The 19,010-nt window shown below is 49.0% G+C and carries 16 protein-coding genes and 1 riboswitch; of the genes, 13 read left to right on the forward strand and 3 right to left on the reverse strand.

Annotated features, from left to right (window positions below; genetic code table 11):
- The first annotated feature begins 149 nt into the window (after nt 1–149).
- The 4 genes from DWY89_RS09225 (at nt 150) to DWY89_RS09240 (ending at nt 3,867) form a co-directional block, all read left to right on the forward strand.
- Nucleotides 150–1,223: an NlpC/P60 family protein gene (locus DWY89_RS09225; protein WP_182434550.1), complete on the forward strand. Its 1,074-nt coding sequence runs from the start codon at nt 150–152 to the stop codon at nt 1,221–1,223.
- A 36-nt stretch (nt 1,224–1,259) separates the two neighbouring features.
- Nucleotides 1,260–1,715: a ribonuclease Z gene (locus tag DWY89_RS09230; protein WP_118482359.1), complete on the forward strand. Its 456-nt coding sequence runs from the start codon at nt 1,260–1,262 to the stop codon at nt 1,713–1,715.
- Between the two features lie 165 nt (nt 1,716–1,880).
- On the forward strand, nt 1,881–2,969 hold the full coding sequence (locus DWY89_RS09235; RefSeq protein ID WP_118523683.1) for a DNA/RNA non-specific endonuclease: 1,089 nt from the start codon (nt 1,881–1,883) through the stop codon (nt 2,967–2,969).
- 433 nt (nt 2,970–3,402) lie between these two features.
- Nucleotides 3,403–3,867, forward strand: a complete 465-nt coding sequence (locus tag DWY89_RS09240) for an Hsp20/alpha crystallin family protein (RefSeq protein WP_118472111.1) — start codon at nt 3,403–3,405, stop codon at nt 3,865–3,867.
- A 150-nt stretch (nt 3,868–4,017) separates the two neighbouring features.
- Here DWY89_RS09240 and DWY89_RS09245 read toward each other — a convergent pair whose 3' ends face one another.
- Both DWY89_RS09245 and DWY89_RS09250 read right to left on the reverse strand, forming a co-directional pair.
- Entirely contained in the window at nt 4,018–4,572 is a 555-nt protein-coding gene (locus tag DWY89_RS09245; RefSeq protein ID WP_118482360.1) for a hypothetical protein, read from the reverse strand.
- A 218-nt stretch (nt 4,573–4,790) separates the two neighbouring features.
- On the reverse strand, nt 4,791–6,041 hold the full coding sequence (locus tag DWY89_RS09250) for a cell wall hydrolase (protein ID WP_243015348.1): 1,251 nt from the start codon (nt 6,039–6,041) through the stop codon (nt 4,791–4,793).
- Between the two features lie 403 nt (nt 6,042–6,444).
- Here DWY89_RS09250 and pfkB point away from each other — a divergent pair, with 403 nt between their 5' ends.
- From pfkB to DWY89_RS09295, 9 genes are all read left to right on the forward strand, one after another.
- Nucleotides 6,445–7,365: a 1-phosphofructokinase gene (gene pfkB, locus DWY89_RS09255; protein ID WP_118524616.1), complete on the forward strand. Its 921-nt coding sequence runs from the start codon at nt 6,445–6,447 to the stop codon at nt 7,363–7,365.
- 93 nt (nt 7,366–7,458) lie between these two features.
- Nucleotides 7,459–9,468, forward strand: coding sequence for a PTS fructose transporter subunit IIABC (locus tag DWY89_RS09260; RefSeq protein WP_118523682.1), 2,010 nt, complete (start codon nt 7,459–7,461; stop codon nt 9,466–9,468).
- Nucleotides 9,469–9,562: 94 nt separating this feature from the next.
- Nucleotides 9,563–9,820, forward strand: a complete 258-nt coding sequence (locus DWY89_RS09265) for an HPr family phosphocarrier protein (protein WP_022359198.1) — start codon at nt 9,563–9,565, stop codon at nt 9,818–9,820.
- 80 nt (nt 9,821–9,900) lie between these two features.
- The gene (ptsP, locus tag DWY89_RS09270; protein ID WP_107000455.1) at nt 9,901–11,526 is read left to right on the forward strand and encodes a phosphoenolpyruvate--protein phosphotransferase; all 1,626 of its coding nucleotides are present in this window, start codon (nt 9,901–9,903) and stop codon (nt 11,524–11,526) included.
- Nucleotides 11,527–11,605: 79 nt separating this feature from the next.
- Complete coding sequence (locus DWY89_RS09275; RefSeq protein WP_118523681.1) at nt 11,606–12,352, forward strand: DeoR/GlpR family DNA-binding transcription regulator; 747 nt, start codon at nt 11,606–11,608, stop codon at nt 12,350–12,352.
- 348 nt (nt 12,353–12,700) lie between these two features.
- Entirely contained in the window at nt 12,701–13,516 is an 816-nt protein-coding gene (locus DWY89_RS09280) for a MoxR family ATPase (protein WP_118523680.1), read from the forward strand.
- Nucleotides 13,506–14,699 (forward strand): VWA domain-containing protein, encoded by a 1,194-nt coding sequence (locus tag DWY89_RS09285; RefSeq protein ID WP_107000351.1) that lies wholly within the window; start codon nt 13,506–13,508, stop codon nt 14,697–14,699. Before DWY89_RS09280 ends, DWY89_RS09285 begins: the two co-directional genes overlap by 11 nt.
- A gap of 89 nt (nt 14,700–14,788) precedes the next feature.
- A riboswitch (NiCo riboswitch) is annotated at nt 14,789–14,873 on the forward strand.
- A 101-nt stretch (nt 14,874–14,974) separates the two neighbouring features.
- The gene (locus DWY89_RS09290) at nt 14,975–15,865 is read left to right on the forward strand and encodes a cation diffusion facilitator family transporter (RefSeq protein ID WP_117796348.1); all 891 of its coding nucleotides are present in this window, start codon (nt 14,975–14,977) and stop codon (nt 15,863–15,865) included.
- Between the two features lie 410 nt (nt 15,866–16,275).
- Entirely contained in the window at nt 16,276–17,637 is a 1,362-nt protein-coding gene (locus DWY89_RS09295) for a L,D-transpeptidase family protein (RefSeq protein WP_243022807.1), read from the forward strand.
- Between the two features lie 435 nt (nt 17,638–18,072).
- On the opposite strand, the gene DWY89_RS09300 is transcribed toward DWY89_RS09295, so the two are convergent.
- Nucleotides 18,073–18,696 (reverse strand): hypothetical protein, encoded by a 624-nt coding sequence (locus DWY89_RS09300; protein WP_117796349.1) that lies wholly within the window; start codon nt 18,694–18,696, stop codon nt 18,073–18,075.
- Nucleotides 18,697–19,010 lie beyond the last annotated feature (314 nt).

Below are 19,010 nucleotides of genomic sequence, written 5' to 3' on the forward strand. Positions count from 1 at the left end.
TTTTACGGACATATGGAACGGAAATGCATGATTTGAAAAATGAAGCCTTTGCCAAAGAAGAGAGAGTTGTTTATGATAAATGGTGTGGAAATTTCTTATCATTTGGGATACAGGGGATAAATTGGACTGTGCATGATGCTCAAAATTCCGTGGATAAAAATGTTCATATCAAATATGGAATCGCGACTTCACAGGGGTTGATCAAACAGTTTCCGATGGAGACTTTTTTAGCTGATGAGGAGGATCTATCCGATCCGGAGTGGGATGAGGCAGCACTTTGTCTCTGTATGGTCGGGGAACCGCTTTTGATTTTGGGTTCGGTGCAGGAGGAGAGTTATCTGTATGTCCGGAATGAATGCAGCGAGGGCTGGATATCGGCAGAGTCGGTGGCAGTCTGTCGGAACCGGGCGGAATGGCTGATGGCGGCATTTCCGATCCATCCGTTAGTAGTGACAGGGGATATGGTCTGGCTGGAAGCAAGTGCAGTCTATCCGGGAACCAGTGCGTACCGGCTTCGGATGGGGACGGTGTTGGAATTGTGCGTGGAAGAAGGAATTCCAGAGATAAAAGAAACAATAGAAACAAACAGAATAAAAGGGACAGGAGCGGTAATAGAGACAACAGAAGCACAGGCAGAACAGAGTGTACAGAACAGACTGTCTTGGAATAATTACATCGTCTGGCTTCCATGCCGCGCCCCGGATGGCAGTTTCTTCCGGCAAAAAGGATTGATTCCGATGAGCCGGGACGTATCGGTGGGATATTTGAGCTTGACAAATGAGGAGATTATTAAACAGGCGTTCAAGTGTCTGGGAGACCGCTACGGCTGGGGCGGAATGTTGGAGAGTCGGGATTGTTCTTCCTATATCCGGGAAGTGTACCGCTGTTTTGGATGGATCCTGCCTCGCAATACGACCGGTCAGCTGCAGATGCCAGTTCGAAAAATAGAGCTGGCGGGGCGGCGCTGCTCAGAAAAAAAGCAGATTTTAAGAGCATTAGAACCAGGCACACTTCTATATTTTCCGGGACATGTGATGATGTATCTGGGATATGAGAATGGCAATTTTTATGTCATAAACGATGTGAGCAGGCTGGTAAAAGAAGGAGAAACGATGCCGGTGCGTGTAAGATCGGTGATTGTCAACACGCTGGCAGTCAGGCGTCCCAATCTGCGGACCTGGATGGAGGAGCTGACGCTTGCTTTGATTCCTTGGGAAACATGAAGCGTACAGCAGATAGAAAAAGGGAGAAAAAGAGAGATGAAGATAATTGTATGTGTGGATAATCAGAACGGCATGATGTTCAATCACAGACGGCAGAGCCAGGACCGCGTGCTTAGAAAGCGTATTCTGGAGCTGACAGGTGGGAAAAAACTGTGGATGAATGCATACAGCCAGAAACAGTTTTTACAGGTGAATGGAAATATGCCGAAAGAACAGGAACAATCCGGGCAACTGGGGCAATCCGGGCAGATTCAGGCAGATGAAGCGTTTTTGGAAAAGGCGGGGCCGGGAGAGTACTGTTTTGTCGAGGACAAGGATGTTGTTCCGTATGAGAGCCGGATCGAAGAAGTGATTCTTTGTCATTGGAACCGGGATTATCCGGCAGATATGTATTTTAAGATGGATCTGGGCAGCTGGAAGCTGGCAGAAACGCAGGAATATGCGGGTTCCTCGCATGAGAAAATCACAGAAGAGCGGTATGTGCGCAGGTAAAAAATATACATAAAAAGTAAGTACAATATAAAAGAGTAAGAAAAACATAAAAAACAAGTCAAATATAAAAAAGAGCCGGTTCTGCACCTGAAAATCAGGCGCCAGAACGCACAAATCTACATGGCTCTGAAAGGGATAGGCTTAAACGGAAAGGCAGAAATTCATATGAGAAAATTGAAAATGTGGCTTCTGGGGCTGGCTGCAGCGGCGATGCTGTCTGTTTCAGCGTGCGCGCAGGAGATTCCAGAGGGAAGTCTGAATGGAAACGGAAGTGTCAGCGCGGAGGAAAATCAGGCGGAAAGTGCGGACGGAGATTCGCAGGTGGTGTCATCGTCAGAAAATGGTGGAAACCGTGTATCTTCTGCTTCAGGAACGTCATTTAATCTGGCGGATGTACCGGCATATTCCGGTCAGCCGTATGTGGCGGTCAATGGAAATGTGCCGTATTTTACCGATGCGGACCTGACGGATGTATCATTTGAGAGTTACAGTGATCTGGACAGCCTGGGGCGCTGTGGCGTGGCATATGCTTCGGTTTCGCAGGATACGATGCCGACGGAGAAGCGCGGCTCGATCGGGGAAGTCAAGCCGACGGGCTGGCATACGGCGAAGTATGACAATGTGGATGGAAAGTATCTCTATAACCGCTGTCATCTGATCGGCTACCAGCTTACGGCGGAGAATGCCAATGTCAAAAATCTGATTACCGGAACCCGCTATCTGAACGTACAGGGAATGCTGCCATTTGAAAATTTGACAGCCGATTACGTGAAAGAAACCGGAAACCATGTTATGTACCGCGTGACACCAGTTTTTGAGGGCGGTAATCTGGTTGCCTCCGGCGTCCTGATGGAGGCGGAATCCGTCGAGGATCAGGGCGAGGGAGTGCTGTTCTGCGTGTACGTCTATAATGTCCAGCCGGGTATTGCGATCGATTATGCGACAGGAGAAAGCTGGGCGGACGGTTCTGGAAGTACGGGAAGCACAGCCGGACAGGGAACGGCTGGAAATGGCAGGAGCCAGAATCAATCGGCTGGATCGGGAGCAGCTGGTTCGTCGGGAGGCGGCGCTGGATCCTCTGGAAGCAGCGCGACGGTTCAGACCTACATTCTCAATACCAACTCGAAAAAATTTCATCTTCCAAGCTGCACATCTGTCACCCAGATGAAGGTGGCAAACAGGCAGGAATTTACCGGTACGCGCGATGAAGTGATTGCAGATGGATATGAACCTTGTAAGAACTGCAATCCCTGATAAAACAGGGATGCAAAGTATCTCGTTTCTGGGATTGGTGCTGTCCCAGTATGCGTACTTAAATGCAATCAAATGGACCAATTCGGGAACGGCGACGGTTTTGATTATGAAATAGTATAAGAATAATATTAGAGATTTACTTTTTTAACAATGCTTTGCAAGAATTCTCCTATCCTCTTTAGTGTGGCAGTATCAATAGAGAGAAAAAGGATTGACAATTTCACAAAATATTCACAAATAATTAGCACTCACCTCTTGACAGTGCTAACGGAAAGTGCTATAACATAGCCAGAACGAAGGAAGAGGAACAAAGAGGAAGCAAAAAGAAAGGGTTGAGCGCTTCCGGGAATGTTCCCAGACCGTCCCGGTTCCGAAAATGTTGGTTATAAACATAATGAACAGCTAGTAAGCTGAAAAAAAGGAGAGATGACTTATGTTAATGCCGAGTATTTTTGGAGAAAATTTGTTTGATGATTTCTTTAATGATTTTCCGTTTTATGATGATAAAGCCGGACAGAAGATAGAGAAAAAGCTGTATGGACGCCATGGACAGAACCTGATGAAGACCGATATCAAGGAAATGGAAGATGGCTATGAGCTGGAGATGGATCTGCCGGGATTTAAGAAAGAAGAGATTTCGATTTCCCTGGAAGATGGTAATCTGACGATTCAGGCTGCGAAGGGACTGGATGAGGACGAGAAGGAGAAAAAGTCCGGTCGTTACATCCGCAGAGAGCGTTACGCAGGTTCCTGTGCGAGAAGCTTCTATGTCGGTGATGATATAACAGAGGAAGATATCAAGGCGGAATTTAAGCATGGTATTTTGAAGATTTTTGTTCCGAAGAAAGAAGCAAAACCGGAAGTCGAGCAGAAAAAATATATTGCGATTGAAGGATAATGTAGAAGAAGCAGTCAGCCGGATTGATGGATGCAGTTGTCTGGCTGTAACATAGAAAAGAGCGCTGTGGCACTCATGAAGCAGTTTTACCAGAAATGGAAAGCCGGTTTGTGAGTGTTGCGGCGCTCTTTTTCACTATTTTATCTCTGATTAGTAGTTAATAGCTGTGATACCGATAGATCCCTCTTTGTCCAGACCAAAGGTAACTGCCGGTTTACCGGATGGATCGCCTACGATGAAACCTGCCTTGGTCAGTTCGTTGGAAGAAACATCGGCTGTCTTGACTGCCTCAATCAGCGCGTCGGTAAATACCTTGTCTGCGTCGAGAGCCATAAATTCAGTTCTGTTATTTACGACAATCCCGTCATCGATGCCGATGTAGGACGGATAGACAAGCAGCTCGGCTAAATCGTTCATATTTTTATTGGCGATGATGCTTTGAAGGGATCTGGCAAAACCACGGTAAAGTTCTGTGATTTCTTTTTCACTCAGAGTCTCGTCTTCTGCATGATCTGCATCCGTTGTCTGGGCGGTTTCTTTTTCTCTGGCAGTAGTTGTTTCGCTGGCATCGCTGCTTTCTGCTGATGTATCGTTTTCCTGTGTGGATTCAGCGGCAGTTGTTTCAGACGGCTGGCTGGAGCAGGCGGTCATGCTGGCGGCTGCGATGAGAGTGGAAACCATCAAAGTATAAATTGATTTTCTCATAATTTCCTCCATTTGCAATCAATGGACTCCCGGAAGCTTTCTGTGCTTAATGTTGTGAGATGATTTGCAGGAAAGACTCCGAGAGTACCTATCAATAAGGTATGGACAGTAGGTGTCCTCTGCCTGTATGTTTTGCTGATATGATTATCATATCATAAGGCGATGGGAATGTATATGAGGTTTAATGTAATGCGTTTAAATCCGCCTTTTTAAGCCTTTTATTTTTTATAGAAACAATTCCCACCAACCACCTGATAGCTGGAGTAGCTGTCGTAGTTTGCTGATTTGGTCGAGGTAAAATAAAGGTAGTCGCCTATCTGATTCTCCCCGGCGAGCGCTGCCTTTGCCGCCTTGGTGGCAGTAGAGGACGGTCCTCTATCGAGATATTTGTCAAGCAGGCCGGAGGTCGCGCCTGGGAACTGTCCGTCCGCGTAGATAACGCTGGAGATGGATTTGCCCCATTTGCCAGATTTGACGCGGTTGACGATCAGACTTCCGACTGCCAGATAGCTTTCATAGGATCCGCCGTTGGCTTCCATCGTGAGGCAGGCGGAGAGCAGATAAACGTCGCTCTCGGAGGCGGAGATCACGTAGGCTGATTTTGCGGCTGGTGCAGCCGTGCTCTTTTTCGAAGAGCTTCCAGAATTTCCAGATTTTCCCGAAGTCTGGGAGGAACCTTTAGCTGCGTTTGCTTCTGCCTGCGATTTCGCGGCTGCAATCTGGGCTTCTTCGGCGGCTCTGGATGCCTGCTCAGCTTCTTCAGCAGCCTGTCGTGCCGCCTCCAGCGCTGCCATCTCAGCCTCAATGCTGATTGCGCGTCCTGGCTTGACGCTGATTGTGACATAATCAGAAGAAACGTAACCGGAGGTGTCAACGGAAAGCTGGATTTTGACCCATCCAGTTTCCTGACTCAGTACAGGATAGTAGTCTTCCGCGGCAGCCAGACCGACGATGGCAGAATCCGTGCTGGCTTCCTCACGTACATGGAGTGTCTGTGTGCTGACGGTAGCGATATAGAGACCGAGCTCTTTGGCGAGCGGCTTGATATCATCGCCAAATACAAGATAATCGTCCTTGAGCCATCCCTCCAGCCCACCGGAGCGGATTTTTGTCCAGCCATTTTTGCGTTTTAAAATGGTACCGCCGCCTCCGCGGAAGCAGGTGCCGAGTACCTTGGCATCTGTATCTGGTTTTTCTCTCAGGTTCAGCGCATCATCCACATTGGCGACCGCGAGATTTTCATACGGATCGACCGGCTTTTCTTCTTTGATTTTGGCTTTCGCCGTACTTTTAGCATCGGTGCCGGTCTGATGACTGTTTTTTAAGGTGCTGGAAGAAGCGATGGAAGGATCAGAGCCGGCGTTGTTCTTCTTATCAGAAGGTTTAGAGAGGCATAGAAATGCCAGCAGAGCCGCCCCGGCCACAATAAAAAGGATCAGGAAATAGATCGCCATCATTGTTTTATCCATTTTTTTGCGCCTGGAAGAAGCAGGTTTCAAAGGGGAATCGTTCATATCGTATATCCTTTCTGATATAAAAACATCTTGGAAATATTACAAAGATATTACAAAATTCTTCATTTACTATAGCAAATGGGGAAATCCTTGTCAACAAAGGCGGATTTTACGATTAGAAGAGGAGATGAAGCTGAGTAAAAAAGATGTTTTTGGAAACACTATTCCATCAGTGACAGCAATCGTTTCGCCGGAATTCACACGAAACAATCAATCAAAAACAATCATAAAAAATCAAAATTGTGCAATATAACCCAAAAAGAGGCAGCATGTTTGTGAATAAGTTTGATTGATTTTGAATGAAAATGATTTTATAATACAGTCAGAATCAATCAAGATAAGAAAGGAATGAAGGCTTATGATTTATACGGTAACCTTTAATCCATCGTTAGATTATATTGTGTCAGTGAGCGATTTTAAGCTCGGACTGACCAACCGGACGGATTCGGAGCTTTTGCTTCCGGGCGGAAAGGGAATCAATGTTTCGACGGTCCTTCAAAACCTTGGAATTGCCAATACGGCGTTTGGCTTTACTGCCGGGTTTGTCGGCGAGGAGGTTCGGAAGGAAGTGGAGCAGCTGGGCGTGAAAGCCGAGTTTATTTCCCTGGATGAGGGAGTCTCCCGCATCAACCTGAAGCTGAAATCCATCGACGGGACTGAGATCAACGGTCGGGGACCGAAGATTCCGCGGGAAGCGGTGGATGCGCTGATGACCCAGCTTGACCGACTGGGGGCGGATGATACGTTGGTGCTGGCTGGAAGTATTCCAGCGTCGATGCCGGATGATATTTATCAGAAGATTATGGAGCGCCTGGATGGCAGGGACGTCCGGATTGTTGTGGACGCGACCAAGGATCTGCTGCTCAATGTGCTGGGACACCATCCATTTTTAATCAAACCGAACAATCATGAACTGGGAGACATTTTCGGCGTGAAGCTCTCGGAGCGGGAGGAAGTTGTTCCGTATGCGAAGAAGCTGCAGGAAAAAGGTGCGGTCAACGTGCTGGTTTCGATGGCAGGCAAGGGCGCGGTTCTTCTGGCGGAGGATGGAAGCGTCTATGCGGCGGAAGCGCCGAAGGGAACCTTGAAAAATGGTGTCGGAGCCGGAGATTCGATGGTAGCCGGTTTCCTGGCCGGATACGGGGAGAGCGGAGATTATGAACACGCCTTCCGCATGGGACTGGCAGCTGGAAGCGCGAGCGCCTTTTCGGAGCAGCTGGCGACGAAGGATGAGATAAAGAAAGTGTATGAGAACTGTAAAATCACAAAAATCGGATGAGGTTGTATGCAGACATTTTTGAAGCTGGCAGAATGTACTGCCGGATATGCAATGCATACCTGACATTCGGGCATAAATAGGGAGGCAACAGATATGAAGATTACTGATTTACTGGATCCGAGAAGTATATCGCTGGATGCGGCACCCACCAGCAAATCGGAGACACTGGACAAGGCGGTAGAGCTGATGGCGGCGAGCGGAAAGCTGTCGGATGTCGAGGCATTCCGCAAGCAGGTTTATGCGAGAGAAGAAGAGAGCACGACCGGTATCGGCGAGGGGATTGCAATTCCTCATGGAAAATGTGATGCGGTCAAAAAGCCGGGGCTGGCGGCGATGGTCATCAAAAATGGCGTGGATTTCGACTCTCTGGACGGCGAACCGGTCACTCTGCTGTTTCTGATTGCAGCGCCAAATACAAAAGATAACGTACATCTGGATGTGTTGAGCAAGCTTTCCGTTCTCATGATGGACGAGAATTTCTCAGATTCCCTGCGAAATGCCTCTTCGGTGGAAGACTTTCTTTCCATTATTGATAAGGCAGATGCAGAACAGGCAGGCATCGATGAGAGACTGGCGGCTGATTCCGGCGAAGAAGCGGCAGATACAAATGGAGAGAATGTCGCACAGGCAGGTGGTCAGGAGATTCAGGCGCAAAAAGCGGGTGCAGAGACGGAACAGACAGCCGGACCGAAGATCTTAGCGGTTACTTCCTGTCCGACCGGTATCGCGCACACCTACATGGCTGCCGAAGGCCTGGAAAAAGCGGCACGCGCGAGGGGATGGAAGATCAAAGTTGAGACGCGCGGTTCAGCCGGAGCAAAAAATGTGCTGACGGCACAGGAGATCGAGGCGGCGGACTGCATCATCGTGGCAGCGGACGCACAGGTGCCGATGGATCGGTTTGACGGAAAACGAGTGATCGAATGTCAGGTTTCGGACGGTATCAGCAAGGCACCGGAGCTTTTGGAGCGCGCGGCGTCCGGGGAGGTACCGGTTTACCACGCAGCATCATCTGGAAGCAGCAGCCCGGCAAAGGCAGCCTCTGGCGGCAAATCGGGCAGTGTCGGACACCAGATTTACACGCAGCTGATGAATGGTGTCTCCCACATGCTTCCGTTTGTAGTCGGCGGCGGCATCCTGATTGCGATTGCGTTTCTGATTGATGGTTTTAGTGTGGATATGAATGCACTCCCGCTCGACCAGCGTGTAAACTTTGGTACGATTACCCCGCTGGCGGCATGGTTTAAAAATGTCGGCGGTGTGGCATTTGGCTTTATGCTCCCGATTCTGGCTGGTTTCATCGCGATGGCGATCGGAGACCGCCCGGCGCTGGCAGTCGGTTTTGTCGGCGGCATGATTGCTTCTCAGGGAAAATCAGGTTTCCTTGGTGCCCTGGCGGCAGGTTTTATTGCCGGATATCTGATTCTGGCGCTTCGGAAAGCGTGCGAGAATCTTCCAGAGGCACTGGAAAAGATTGCTCCGGTCCTGATTTACCCGGTTGTGGGCGTCCTGCTCATCGGACTGGTTATGAGCTTCGTCGTAGAGCCGGTCATGGGCGCGATCAATATGGCGTTAAACAATGGTCTGAGCAGCATGGGTGGTTCGAGTAAGCTGATTCTTGGTTTTGTGCTGGCGGCGATGATGGCGATCGACATGGGCGGTCCATTCAACAAGGCGGCATATGTATTTGGTACGGCGGCAATCGCCTCCGGCAACTACGATGTGATGGCAGCTGTTATGATTGGCGGTATGACACCGCCGTGTGCGATTGCGCTGGCAACAATGCTGTTTAAGAAGAAATTTACAAAGGAAGAGCGCGAGGCAGGACCGACCAACTTCATCATGGGTCTGGCATTCATCACGGAGGGCGCGATTCCATTTGCAGCGTCTGATCCGGTACACGTGCTTCCAGCCTGCATCGTCGGTTCGGGTGTTGCGGGAGCGATGAGCATGTTATTTAACTGTACGCTGATGGCGCCGCATGGCGGAATCTTCGTATTCCCAGTCATGGGAAATCCGCTGTTCTACCTGCTGGCACTGGTGGTTGGCACGGCGATCTCGACGGTACTCTTAGGAGTTCTCAAGAAGAATGTAGAAGAATAGATAAATAATTTTTTTTGACGGAATGTGAATCTTTATTAGAAATTTTTTGGTCAAATCAATCAAAATAGGTTATAATGAGAAGGAGAACATCATCATGAAAGAGTTTAAATATACCATTACAGACCCGGAAGGAATCCACGCACGCCCGGCAGGTGAACTGGTAAAGGCGGCAAAACAGTTTACGAGTACGATCAAGCTGGCGAAAGATGGAAAGAGCGGCGACTGCAAAAAGATTTTCGGTATCATGGGACTGGCGGTAAAGAACGGACAGGAAGTAACCCTGACTTTTGAGGGCGAGGACGAAGAAGCAGCTTATGAGGCAGTCAGCCAGTTTATGAAGGAAAATATGTAGTTTAACAAAGATGCCGCGATGTAAGGGATTATTACATGGCGGCATTTTTCGATAATGGATCAATGGAAAGGGGAATGATCATGCAGACGTATCGTGGAAAAAGTGTATTTGGCGGTGTCGCAGTTGGAAAAATATGTGTGTATCAGAAAGGCGAGCAGACCGTAAAACGGACGAAAATAGAGAATACAGAGCAGGAAAAAGCGCGGTTTAATGCGGCAGTTCAGGAGTCCATCCGCCAGCTCGGCGAGTTGTATGAAAAGGCGGTAAAAGAAGTTGGCGAGGCGAATGCGGCGATTTTTGAGATTCATCAGATCATGCTGGAGGACGAGGACTATCTGGACGCAGTTCAGAATATCATCGATACGCAGAAGGTCAATGCCGAGTATGCGGTTGCGGTGACCGGTGACAATTTCGCCCAGATGTTTGCGGCGATGGAGGACGAATATATGCGCGGGCGCGCGGCGGATGTCAAAGATATTTCGGAGCGGATTGTGCGCGTTCTGTCCGGAGGCGCAGGTCAGGGCATCCATACGGACGAGCCGGTGATTATTCTGGCAGATGATTTAGCACCGTCAGAGACGGTACAGCTTGAAAAGGACAAGGTGCTATCCTTTGTGACGGTACACGGTTCCGTCAATTCCCACACGGCGATCCTGGCGCGTACGATGAGCATTCCGGCGCTGATCGGAACGGACGTGGCGCTCGATGAGACGGTAGATGGGAAATTTGCGGTTGTGGATGGTACTAACGGAGTCCTGTATGTGGAACCGGATGAGGAGACATTGGAAACAATGCGCCGCCGGCAGCGGGAGGAACAGGAGAAGAAAGAACTGCTGCAAACACTGAAAGGGCGCGAAACAGTCACTATGGATGGCAAGAAGATCCGCCTGTATGCGAACATTGGCAACAGCAAGGATCTGGCGTCGGTCATTCAGAACGATGCGGCGGGCATCGGACTGTTCCGCAGCGAATTTTTGTATCTGGAAAAAGAAACATTTCCGACGGAGGAGGAGCAGTTCCAGGTATATAAACAGGTAGCGGAAACGATGGCGGGCAAACCGGTCATTATCCGCACGCTGGACATCGGCGCGGACAAGCAGTGCGATTATTTTGAACTGAAAAAAGAGGAAAATCCGGCGATGGGCTGCCGGGCGATCCGTATCTGCCTGACAAGACCGGAGATTTTCAAGACACAGCTTCGCGCGCTGTTTCGGGCAAGTGCCTATGGCAATCTCCAGATCATGTATCCGATGATCACAAGTGTCTGGGAGGTCGAGGCGATTGCGAAGATTGTCGAGGAGGTCAAGACGGAGCTGACCGCACAGAATCTCCAGTTTGGCGACCCGAAGCAGGGCATTATGATTGAAACCCCGGCGGCAGTCATGGTAAGCCGGGATCTGGCGAAAAAAGTGGACTTTTTCAGCATCGGAACGAACGACCTGACCCAGTATACGCTGGCAGTTGACCGTCAGAACCCGGAGCTGGATGCATTTTACGATCCGCACCATCCGGCGGTGCTGGCGATGATCCGCATGGTTGTCGAAAATGCGCACGCTGAGGGCATCTGGGCAGGTATCTGCGGCGAATTGGGTGCGGATCTGAGTTTGACAAAAGAATTCCTGAAAATGGGTGTGGATGAGCTTTCCGTATCGCCGGGGCGTGTGCTGCCGATTCGGAAGGTCATTGTCGAAAGCAGCTGCAGTTGATAAGAATATTAAGACAGAGAGAAGTGAAAAATTGAGCTAAAAAAGTTCAACCACAGCAGAAGATGAAAGGAAAAGAGTCATGCTGACAGAAAAAAGATACGAACTGATTTTGGAACTTCTGGATAAAAAGAGGAGTGTGACAGTTCCTGAGATTAAAGATGTGCTGGGAGTTTCGGAATCGACGATCCGGCGGGATCTGAATGCGCTTGACAAGGCGGGGCGCCTGACTAAGGTGTTTGGCGGCGCGGTGTCCTCAGACGGGACATTTACGGGAACCGAACCGTCAGTGGCACAGAAGATGGAATTGCAGCAGGAGGAGAAAAGGAGAATCGCCCAGTTTGCGGCGGGACTTATCCAGCCGGATGATTTTGTCTATCTGGACGCGGGCACGACGACCGGGTATATCTTAGACTATCTTCCGGCGCGCAGCGCCACGTTTGTGACGAATGCGGTATCACATGCCAAACGTCTGGCAGCCGCCGGAAACCGCGTAATTCTGATTGGTGGTGAGTTAAAGGGCACGACGGAGGCGGTCATTGGAAGTCAGGCGATCCTGACGATCCAGGGCTATCATTTTACAAAGGGATTTTTTGGAACCAACGGCGTCAGCAAGCGCCACGGTTTCACGACGCCGGATCCGAATGAGGCATTAGTCAAGCAAGAGGCGATGCGCCAGACAGAGCGCTGCTATGTGCTGGCGGACAGCCAGAAATTCGGCATGGTAAGTTCGGTGACGTTCGGGGTGTTTGAAGAAGCGACGATCCTCACGGAGACAGAGCCGCCGGAAGGATTTAGCGGCAGCAAGAATATCCGGGTGGCAAAGTAGAATAGTGAGCAGTAACAATCGTGTTTTTCTAATGAAATCCTAACATATATACGATTTGACAAACTATTAGAATATTGCTATATTATGATGAAAGGGTCAAAAAGTTTTTTGACACTCTGATACCAAATTCAAAAATCTTCCTGCAAGCAAGCTTGCATCGGATTTCTGAACTTTTGGCACTGGTATCGCAAATCAATAGGGCGGCAAACGGGCAGGATTATGTATGACGATCGGGAGGAACGATGGATCCGAACCGATCGCAGTCAGCATGGATCCTGAATCGTTATGCCGCCCTTGTTAGTGTTTACAGTTATGTAAAAGGAGAACTTTCTAAAAGGAGAATTTACCATGCAGCAATTTCACGGCAGTGACGAATACATCGCTTCGGATGAACTGATCCGCAGCGTTAACATTGCGGCGGCGCTCAAAAAGCCGCTCTTAATCAAGGGAGAACCGGGCACTGGAAAGACGATGCTCGCGGAGGCGATTGCCAGATCCCTCGATATGGAACTTTTGATCTGGAATATTAAATCGACGACCCGCGCACAAGACGGTCTTTACGTGTACGATACGGTACAGCGTCTTTACGACAGCCAGTTTGGTGCGGACGGCGTTGATGATATTGCCAGATATATCCGCCTCGGAAAGATGGGAGAGGCATTTGAGAAGGAAAAGCAGACGGTTCTTTTGATCGATGAGATCGATAAAGCGGATCTGGAATTCCCGAACGACCTGCTCTGGGAACTTGACAAGATGGAATTTTACATTCCGGAGACGGGAAAGACTGTCAAAGCGAAGCACTGTCCGATTGTGATTATTACCTCCAATGCGGAGAAGGAGCTGCCGGATGCGTTCCTGCGCCGCTGTATCTTCCATTATATTGCATTCCCGGAGCAGCCGATGATGGAGAAGATCATCAAGGCACATTACCCGGATCTCGACCAGAAGCTGATCGACGGCGTGCTGGACGCCTTCTACCGGGTGCGCGATCTGCGCGGCCTGCAGAAGAAGCCGAGTACCTCCGAGGTGTTGGACTGGATTCAGGCGCTTGTGATCGGCGGCGTGCCGTTGGAGAAGCTGGAAAAGGAGATCCCGTTTGCGGGGGTACTTTTAAAAAAGACAGAGGATTTAAAGCTGGTGGAGAATAACCGATATGTTTACTGATTTTCTGTATCTACTCCGTTCTTACGGGATGAAGACGAGCCTCAATGAGTGGAACAGCCTGATGGATGCGCTGGAAATGAACCTGAACGACGCGAGCCTGACGGAGTTTTACTATATGGCGAGGGCGGTTCTGGTCAAAAAAGAGTCCGAATATGACAAATTTGACCAGGCATTTCTGGCATATTTTAAAAATGTGCAGACGTTTGAGGAACTTCCGAAGGAGGTCTTAGACTGGCTTGCCAAGGCGCACGCGCAGACGCCGTATGATAAGGATGAGGTCGATGCGCGGTTTGCGGGACTTGATCTGGACGATATCCGTAAAATGATGGCGGAACGACTGAAAGAGCAGCATGAGCAGCACCACGGCGGCAATAAGTGGATTGGAACCGGCGGTACGTCGGCATTTGGACATTCCGGTTACAGCCCGAAGGGCATCCGCGTGGGCGGACCGGGCAAAAACCGGAGCGCGCTGCAGGTGGCGGAACAGCGGAATTACCGCGATTTCCGCGACGATGCGGTCATCCAGATCCGGCAGTTCCAGGTGGCACTCAAAAAGCTGCGTCTTTTATCCTGCCGTGAGGATGGACCGAAAACGGAGCTCAATGTGGAGAAAACGATCGAGAAGACCTGCGACGAAGGCGGACGTCTGGAGCTCGTCATGGAGCGCCCGAGAAAGAACCAGACGAAGCTTCTGCTTCTGATGGACAGCGGCGGGTCGATGTGGGCATATGCGGATCTGTGCAACCGGCTGTTCCAGGCGGTCAATCAGTCGTCCCATTTTAAGGATTTGAAGATTTATTATTTCCACAATTGTTTCTACGATCAGCTATTTACGACGCCGTCCTGCTCCTGGAGGGATAAGATCTCGACCGAGTGGGTCTTTCACAACCTGAAACCGGAATACAAGGTAATTCTGGTTGGGGATGCGTCGATGGCGCCGTCGGAACTTCTGTACCGCGGCGGCAGTCTCGACTATTTCCACAGCAACGAGCGGACGGGCATTTACTGGCTGCAGGAGATGCACCGGCGTTTTCCGTCAGCGATCTGGCTGAACCCGATGCGGGAAAATAACTGGGCATATGCCTACGGTGCGTACACGATCAGTCTGATCCGCGAGGAGATTCCGATGTTTCCGCTGACGGCGGCAGGACTTGAGGCTGGAATTAAGGAATTGAAAAAATAAATATGGAAAAAGGGGCGGTTCCCGATATTGACAACAAAGTAAATTTGTGCTATTATTCATCATAAACTCTTTGCACTGCATATCAAACTACAGTACAAACTGAGCAGACCGTGAATATCATGGGGTCGGGTCGCAGAAGCGACAGTGGAAGTTAGTTTCATCCACGGGACAGTAGTTACTCATACTGGTTCGTGGGTGTTTTTTTATACTTTTTTATGGGTTTGCAGCACCCACCTATCGTTAGTGCCATGAGATATTTTTGGGAGGTAACGAATATGAAACAGAATGATTTTCAGAAGGTGGCAAATCAAGTGTCTTTTGTAACGATAGTAGTGAACATCCTTTTGGCGTTTATGAAGCTGTTAGCCGGCGTGTTCGCACATTCGAATGCGATGATCAGTGACAGTATCCATTCGGCGTCCGATGTGTTCAGCACGATGATCGTGGTGATTGGAATTAAGCTGTCGTCCAAACAGCCGGACAAGGAGCACCCGTATGGACATGAGCGGATGGAGTGTGTGGCTGCGATTGTCCTCTCGATGGTTCTCTTTATGACAGGTCTGGGGATTGGCGTGGAGGCGCTTACGGACGTGCTCAAGGGAGAATACAGTCACCTGCAGGTACCGGGGATGCTGGCGCTGGCAGCGGCTGTTATATCCATTGTCAGTAAAGAAGCGATGTACTGGTACACCCGATATTATGCGAAAAAGATTGATTCCAGCGCACTGATGGCAGATGCATGGCATCACCGTTCCGATGCGTTTTCCTCGATCGGTGCGCTGGTCGGAATCGTGGGCGCGAGAATGGGATTTCCGGTCATGGATCCGATCGCGAGCCTGGTTATTTTCGTCTTTATCGTGAAAGCGGCGTATGAGATTTTTAAAGATGCGATGGATAAAATGGTCGATCATTCCTGTGATGAGAAGACCGAAGAACAGCTGCGCGCCTGCGTTCTTCAGAATCCAGATGTGGCGCGGATTGACCTGCTTCAGACGCGGATCTTTGGCAATAAAATTTATGCGGACATTGAGATTGAGGTAGATGGTTCCATGCCGCTGCGGGAGGCGCACAAGATTGCCGAGTTGGTGCATAACAGCATTGAAAAGACATTTCCGAAGGTAAAACACATTATGGTGCATGTCAATCCGGAAATTGACCGGAAATAGAAAGAAGGACTGCCGCAGACTGGCATATTTCCTTTTAAGCAGACCAAGATAACAATAAAAATCTTGTTTACTTAGAAGAGGGCATGCCAGATGCGGCGGTCCTTTTGGCGCTTTTGGGAACATGAAAATTTTAAACATTTTTAAGGACGTCCTGAAAGTTATACTTCCCATTTGCAATGAATACCATCATACTGCAAAATGGAAAAACTGCAATCATGAATATGGAAAAAATGAAAGAAAAAAAGGAACCGTTAAGAAATTCTTACGAATTGGATCTTTTGACGATCTTTTTTAGAATCGGTCTGGACTTTTTTTCCGACTCTGCTATAATAAGGATTCAGAATCCATATATACAGGCCGCAGCCAGATGGCGCGGCAGAGAGGTTTGTGAAAAAATGAAAAATAAAAGTATGAGTATACTTAAAATGACTGGTGCAGCAGCTGCACTGGTGCTGATGTTTGCACAGCCAGTACTGGCAGATGGCAGTTTTGCAAATGGAACAAGTGTAAATGGCGTCGCAGTCGGCGGAATGAGCAACGAGGAAGCGAAGGCAAAGCTGGAGCAGAATTACGGTTCTTATAAATTAACGATCAAAGAACGCGGAGGCAAGACAGAAGAGATCACCGCAGCGGAGATCGGCTATAAAGTAGTGATTACAAATGAGCTGCAGGCAGCGATTGACCAGCAGGCAGCAGGGGCAGCTGGAGCAGGAGCGCTGACGATCGCGATGCCGCTTTCCTGCGATCAGACGATGCTTGCAAACCGCATTGCTTCCTTAAATTGTATGTCAGATAGTGCAGCACCGACGGTAGATGCCCATATATCCGCCTGGGAAGAAGGAAAAGATTTCACGATTGTTCCGGAAGTAAAGGGAGAATCTGTGGATAAGGCAAAGGTACAGACGGCGATCAATGCAGCGATCGCCTCCGGCATGACAGAGATTGATCTGGAAGCCTTGGGATGTTACACACCGATCCAGGTGACTTCCGGCGATGCATCCTTAAAAGCACTCTGCGCCCAGATGAACCAGGCTAAAAATGCGACCATCACCTTCCATATCGGTGATGCAACCGAGACACTGTCCGGTACTGAATATGTCAGCTGGTATACAGGCGGCGAGAATGGTGTCATTACTGTAGATCGCGATAAGGCAGCTGCCTACATCAAGGCGCTGGCAGCGAAATACGACACAGCTGGAACTACCCGTACCTTCCATACCACTTCCGGAAAAGAGGTTGCCTTGACAGGCCCTTATGGATGGAAGATTGACCAGACTGCAGAGACAGACAACCTGGTTCTGATGGCGCAGACAGGCATTAATCAGGAACGTGAAGTCCAGTTCTCCCAGCAGGCAGCCAGCCATTCAGGCGCAGACTGGGGCAATACCTACGCAGAAGTTGATTTCGGCGCCCAGCATGTATATATGTATGAAAACGGCGCCCTGACCTGGGATGCTCCGTGCGTAACCGGAAACGTGTCCAAAAACTACACAACCCCGGAAGGTATTTACAGCCTGACCTACAAGCAGGCCGACCGCGTTCTGCGCGGCGCCAAACGGGCAGACGGCACATATGAATATGAAAGTCACGTAGACTATTGGATGCCATTCAACGGCGGCATCGGTTTCCATGACGCAAGCTGGAGAAGTAAATTCGGCGGAACCATCTACCAGTATTCCGGCAGCCACGGCTGCATCAATCTGCCGGTTGATAAAGCAAAACTTCTCTACGAGAAAGTATACAAGGGAATGCCAGTTCTCTGCCATAACTAAACGTCTATTCTAATTGCTCATTCAGCAATTAGAAGAAGGACTAGCAGTGACGGCATTACTTTATTAGATAATAAGATAAGACAGTAGATGTCAGCTAAAATCATAAACACAATACTGTCATAAAAAAAGATCCTACGTCGTCATCCAGCCGCATTCATGCGCTGGATGACACCAGGATCTTAAATTTTACCAAGTTATCATCCAATAAACAGGAGAAAAAGCCGCCCGAGCAAAAATGGAATTTTCGGGACTGTGGATTTACTTGGCAGATTCGGATTTGATGTTGAAAGAAACCGCAACAAACTTGCTTTGTGAGGATTTCTTTCTGTTTTTAATGAAACCGAAGATGCCTAGAAAATCCCAGTCCTCGAAACCTGATCATTTTTGCCCGGGCGGCTTTTTCTCCGTCCCTCTCACGAAAATCAAACTAATTATCTATTTTCCTTCCCCAATAATCAATTCTTCCCCATACGGCAAAGTCTTGATCCAGTCACAGAATGTATGCCACTCCGCCAGCTTATGATCCTTTCTGGCATAATAAATATTAATCAGTGTCTCATAATTAAACGAACAAGTCCGCATCTGATTATAACTGCTCGGCAGCAGCTGGATCATATCATACCAGTCATCCTTATTCTTTGTCTCCAGATAACGCAGGCGGATTTCCTCCAGCTTGGCGACAACTGTTTCCATAAATGCGCGTGTTCCGGCTGTCATGTGGTCGCAGCTGAAATCGTCCATCGAAAACGGTTTGCTGGCGATTTTGTGCATCGTGCTGGTTGAATTGGCGACGGTCGCTACTTTATAAGTATCATATTCTTTCCACCAGTAGAGAGGTGCGGTCACATCGACTGAGACAAATACCTGGCGCAGAAACTTGCGGTGGTCGCTGCCTGCTTTGCGGAGACGTTTCGCAAGGTCGAGATCGTTCGGTCCCAGTTTATATTCGCCATTCTCATCATAAAAGCTGTCCATCCGTCCCCAGCTGTTCATCGGATTGCGGGCACCGCGCATGGCATTTTCCAGATTCATGACGCTGGTACGTTCTAATTTAAGCATAATCAAACTCCTTTTTTCATATAAGTGAATTATTTTCAGGATAAACTCACTTTTGTGAGTTGTTTCGGGCGGGATCAGTATACCACAAAAACCATGTCCCGTAAACAAAGCATAAAAAAACATACAGAATTACAAGAATCGATAGTTACTGTTCCCGGGGGGGCACTTTTGGAAGCAGAAGTGCCGTAAGAAAACGTGGTGGCAGCAGGAATTTACCGTATTTAAATGCGAAGCCACGGCAAATTCCGTTACTGGGCACGTATGCGTGAACAGTAAGATCGATAAAAATTACAATCCAAAACAGAATACAGGAA

The sequence above is a fragment of the Clostridium sp. AF27-5AA genome (assembly GCF_003478415.1).
GTDB lineage: Bacteria > Bacillota > Clostridia > Lachnospirales > Lachnospiraceae > Otoolea > Otoolea fessa.

Excerpts from the sequence above, each read along its gene's own strand:
- DWY89_RS09230 (WP_118482359.1), top strand. The coding sequence starts at position 1,260 with ATGAAGATAATTGTATGTGTGGATAATCAGAACGGCATGATGTTCAAT.
- DWY89_RS09235 (WP_118523683.1), top strand. The coding sequence starts at position 1,881 with ATGAGAAAATTGAAAATGTGGCTTCTGGGGCTGGCTGCAGCGGCGATG.
- DWY89_RS09240 (WP_118472111.1), top strand. The coding sequence starts at position 3,403 with ATGTTAATGCCGAGTATTTTTGGAGAAAATTTGTTTGATGATTTCTTT.
- DWY89_RS09245 (WP_118482360.1), bottom strand. The coding sequence starts at position 4,572 with ATGAGAAAATCAATTTATACTTTGATGGTTTCCACTCTCATCGCAGCC.
- DWY89_RS09250 (WP_243015348.1), bottom strand. The coding sequence starts at position 6,041 with ATGGATAAAACAATGATGGCGATCTATTTCCTGATCCTTTTTATTGTG.
- pfkB (WP_118524616.1), top strand. The coding sequence starts at position 6,445 with ATGATTTATACGGTAACCTTTAATCCATCGTTAGATTATATTGTGTCA.
- DWY89_RS09260 (WP_118523682.1), top strand. The coding sequence starts at position 7,459 with ATGAAGATTACTGATTTACTGGATCCGAGAAGTATATCGCTGGATGCG.
- DWY89_RS09265 (WP_022359198.1), top strand. The coding sequence starts at position 9,563 with ATGAAAGAGTTTAAATATACCATTACAGACCCGGAAGGAATCCACGCA.
- ptsP (WP_107000455.1), top strand. The coding sequence starts at position 9,901 with ATGCAGACGTATCGTGGAAAAAGTGTATTTGGCGGTGTCGCAGTTGGA.
- DWY89_RS09275 (WP_118523681.1), top strand. The coding sequence starts at position 11,606 with ATGCTGACAGAAAAAAGATACGAACTGATTTTGGAACTTCTGGATAAA.
- DWY89_RS09280 (WP_118523680.1), top strand. The coding sequence starts at position 12,701 with ATGCAGCAATTTCACGGCAGTGACGAATACATCGCTTCGGATGAACTG.
- DWY89_RS09285 (WP_107000351.1), top strand. The coding sequence starts at position 13,506 with ATGTTTACTGATTTTCTGTATCTACTCCGTTCTTACGGGATGAAGACG.
- DWY89_RS09290 (WP_117796348.1), top strand. The coding sequence starts at position 14,975 with ATGAAACAGAATGATTTTCAGAAGGTGGCAAATCAAGTGTCTTTTGTA.
- DWY89_RS09295 (WP_243022807.1), top strand. The coding sequence starts at position 16,276 with ATGAGTATACTTAAAATGACTGGTGCAGCAGCTGCACTGGTGCTGATG.
- DWY89_RS09300 (WP_117796349.1), bottom strand. The coding sequence starts at position 18,696 with ATGCTTAAATTAGAACGTACCAGCGTCATGAATCTGGAAAATGCCATG.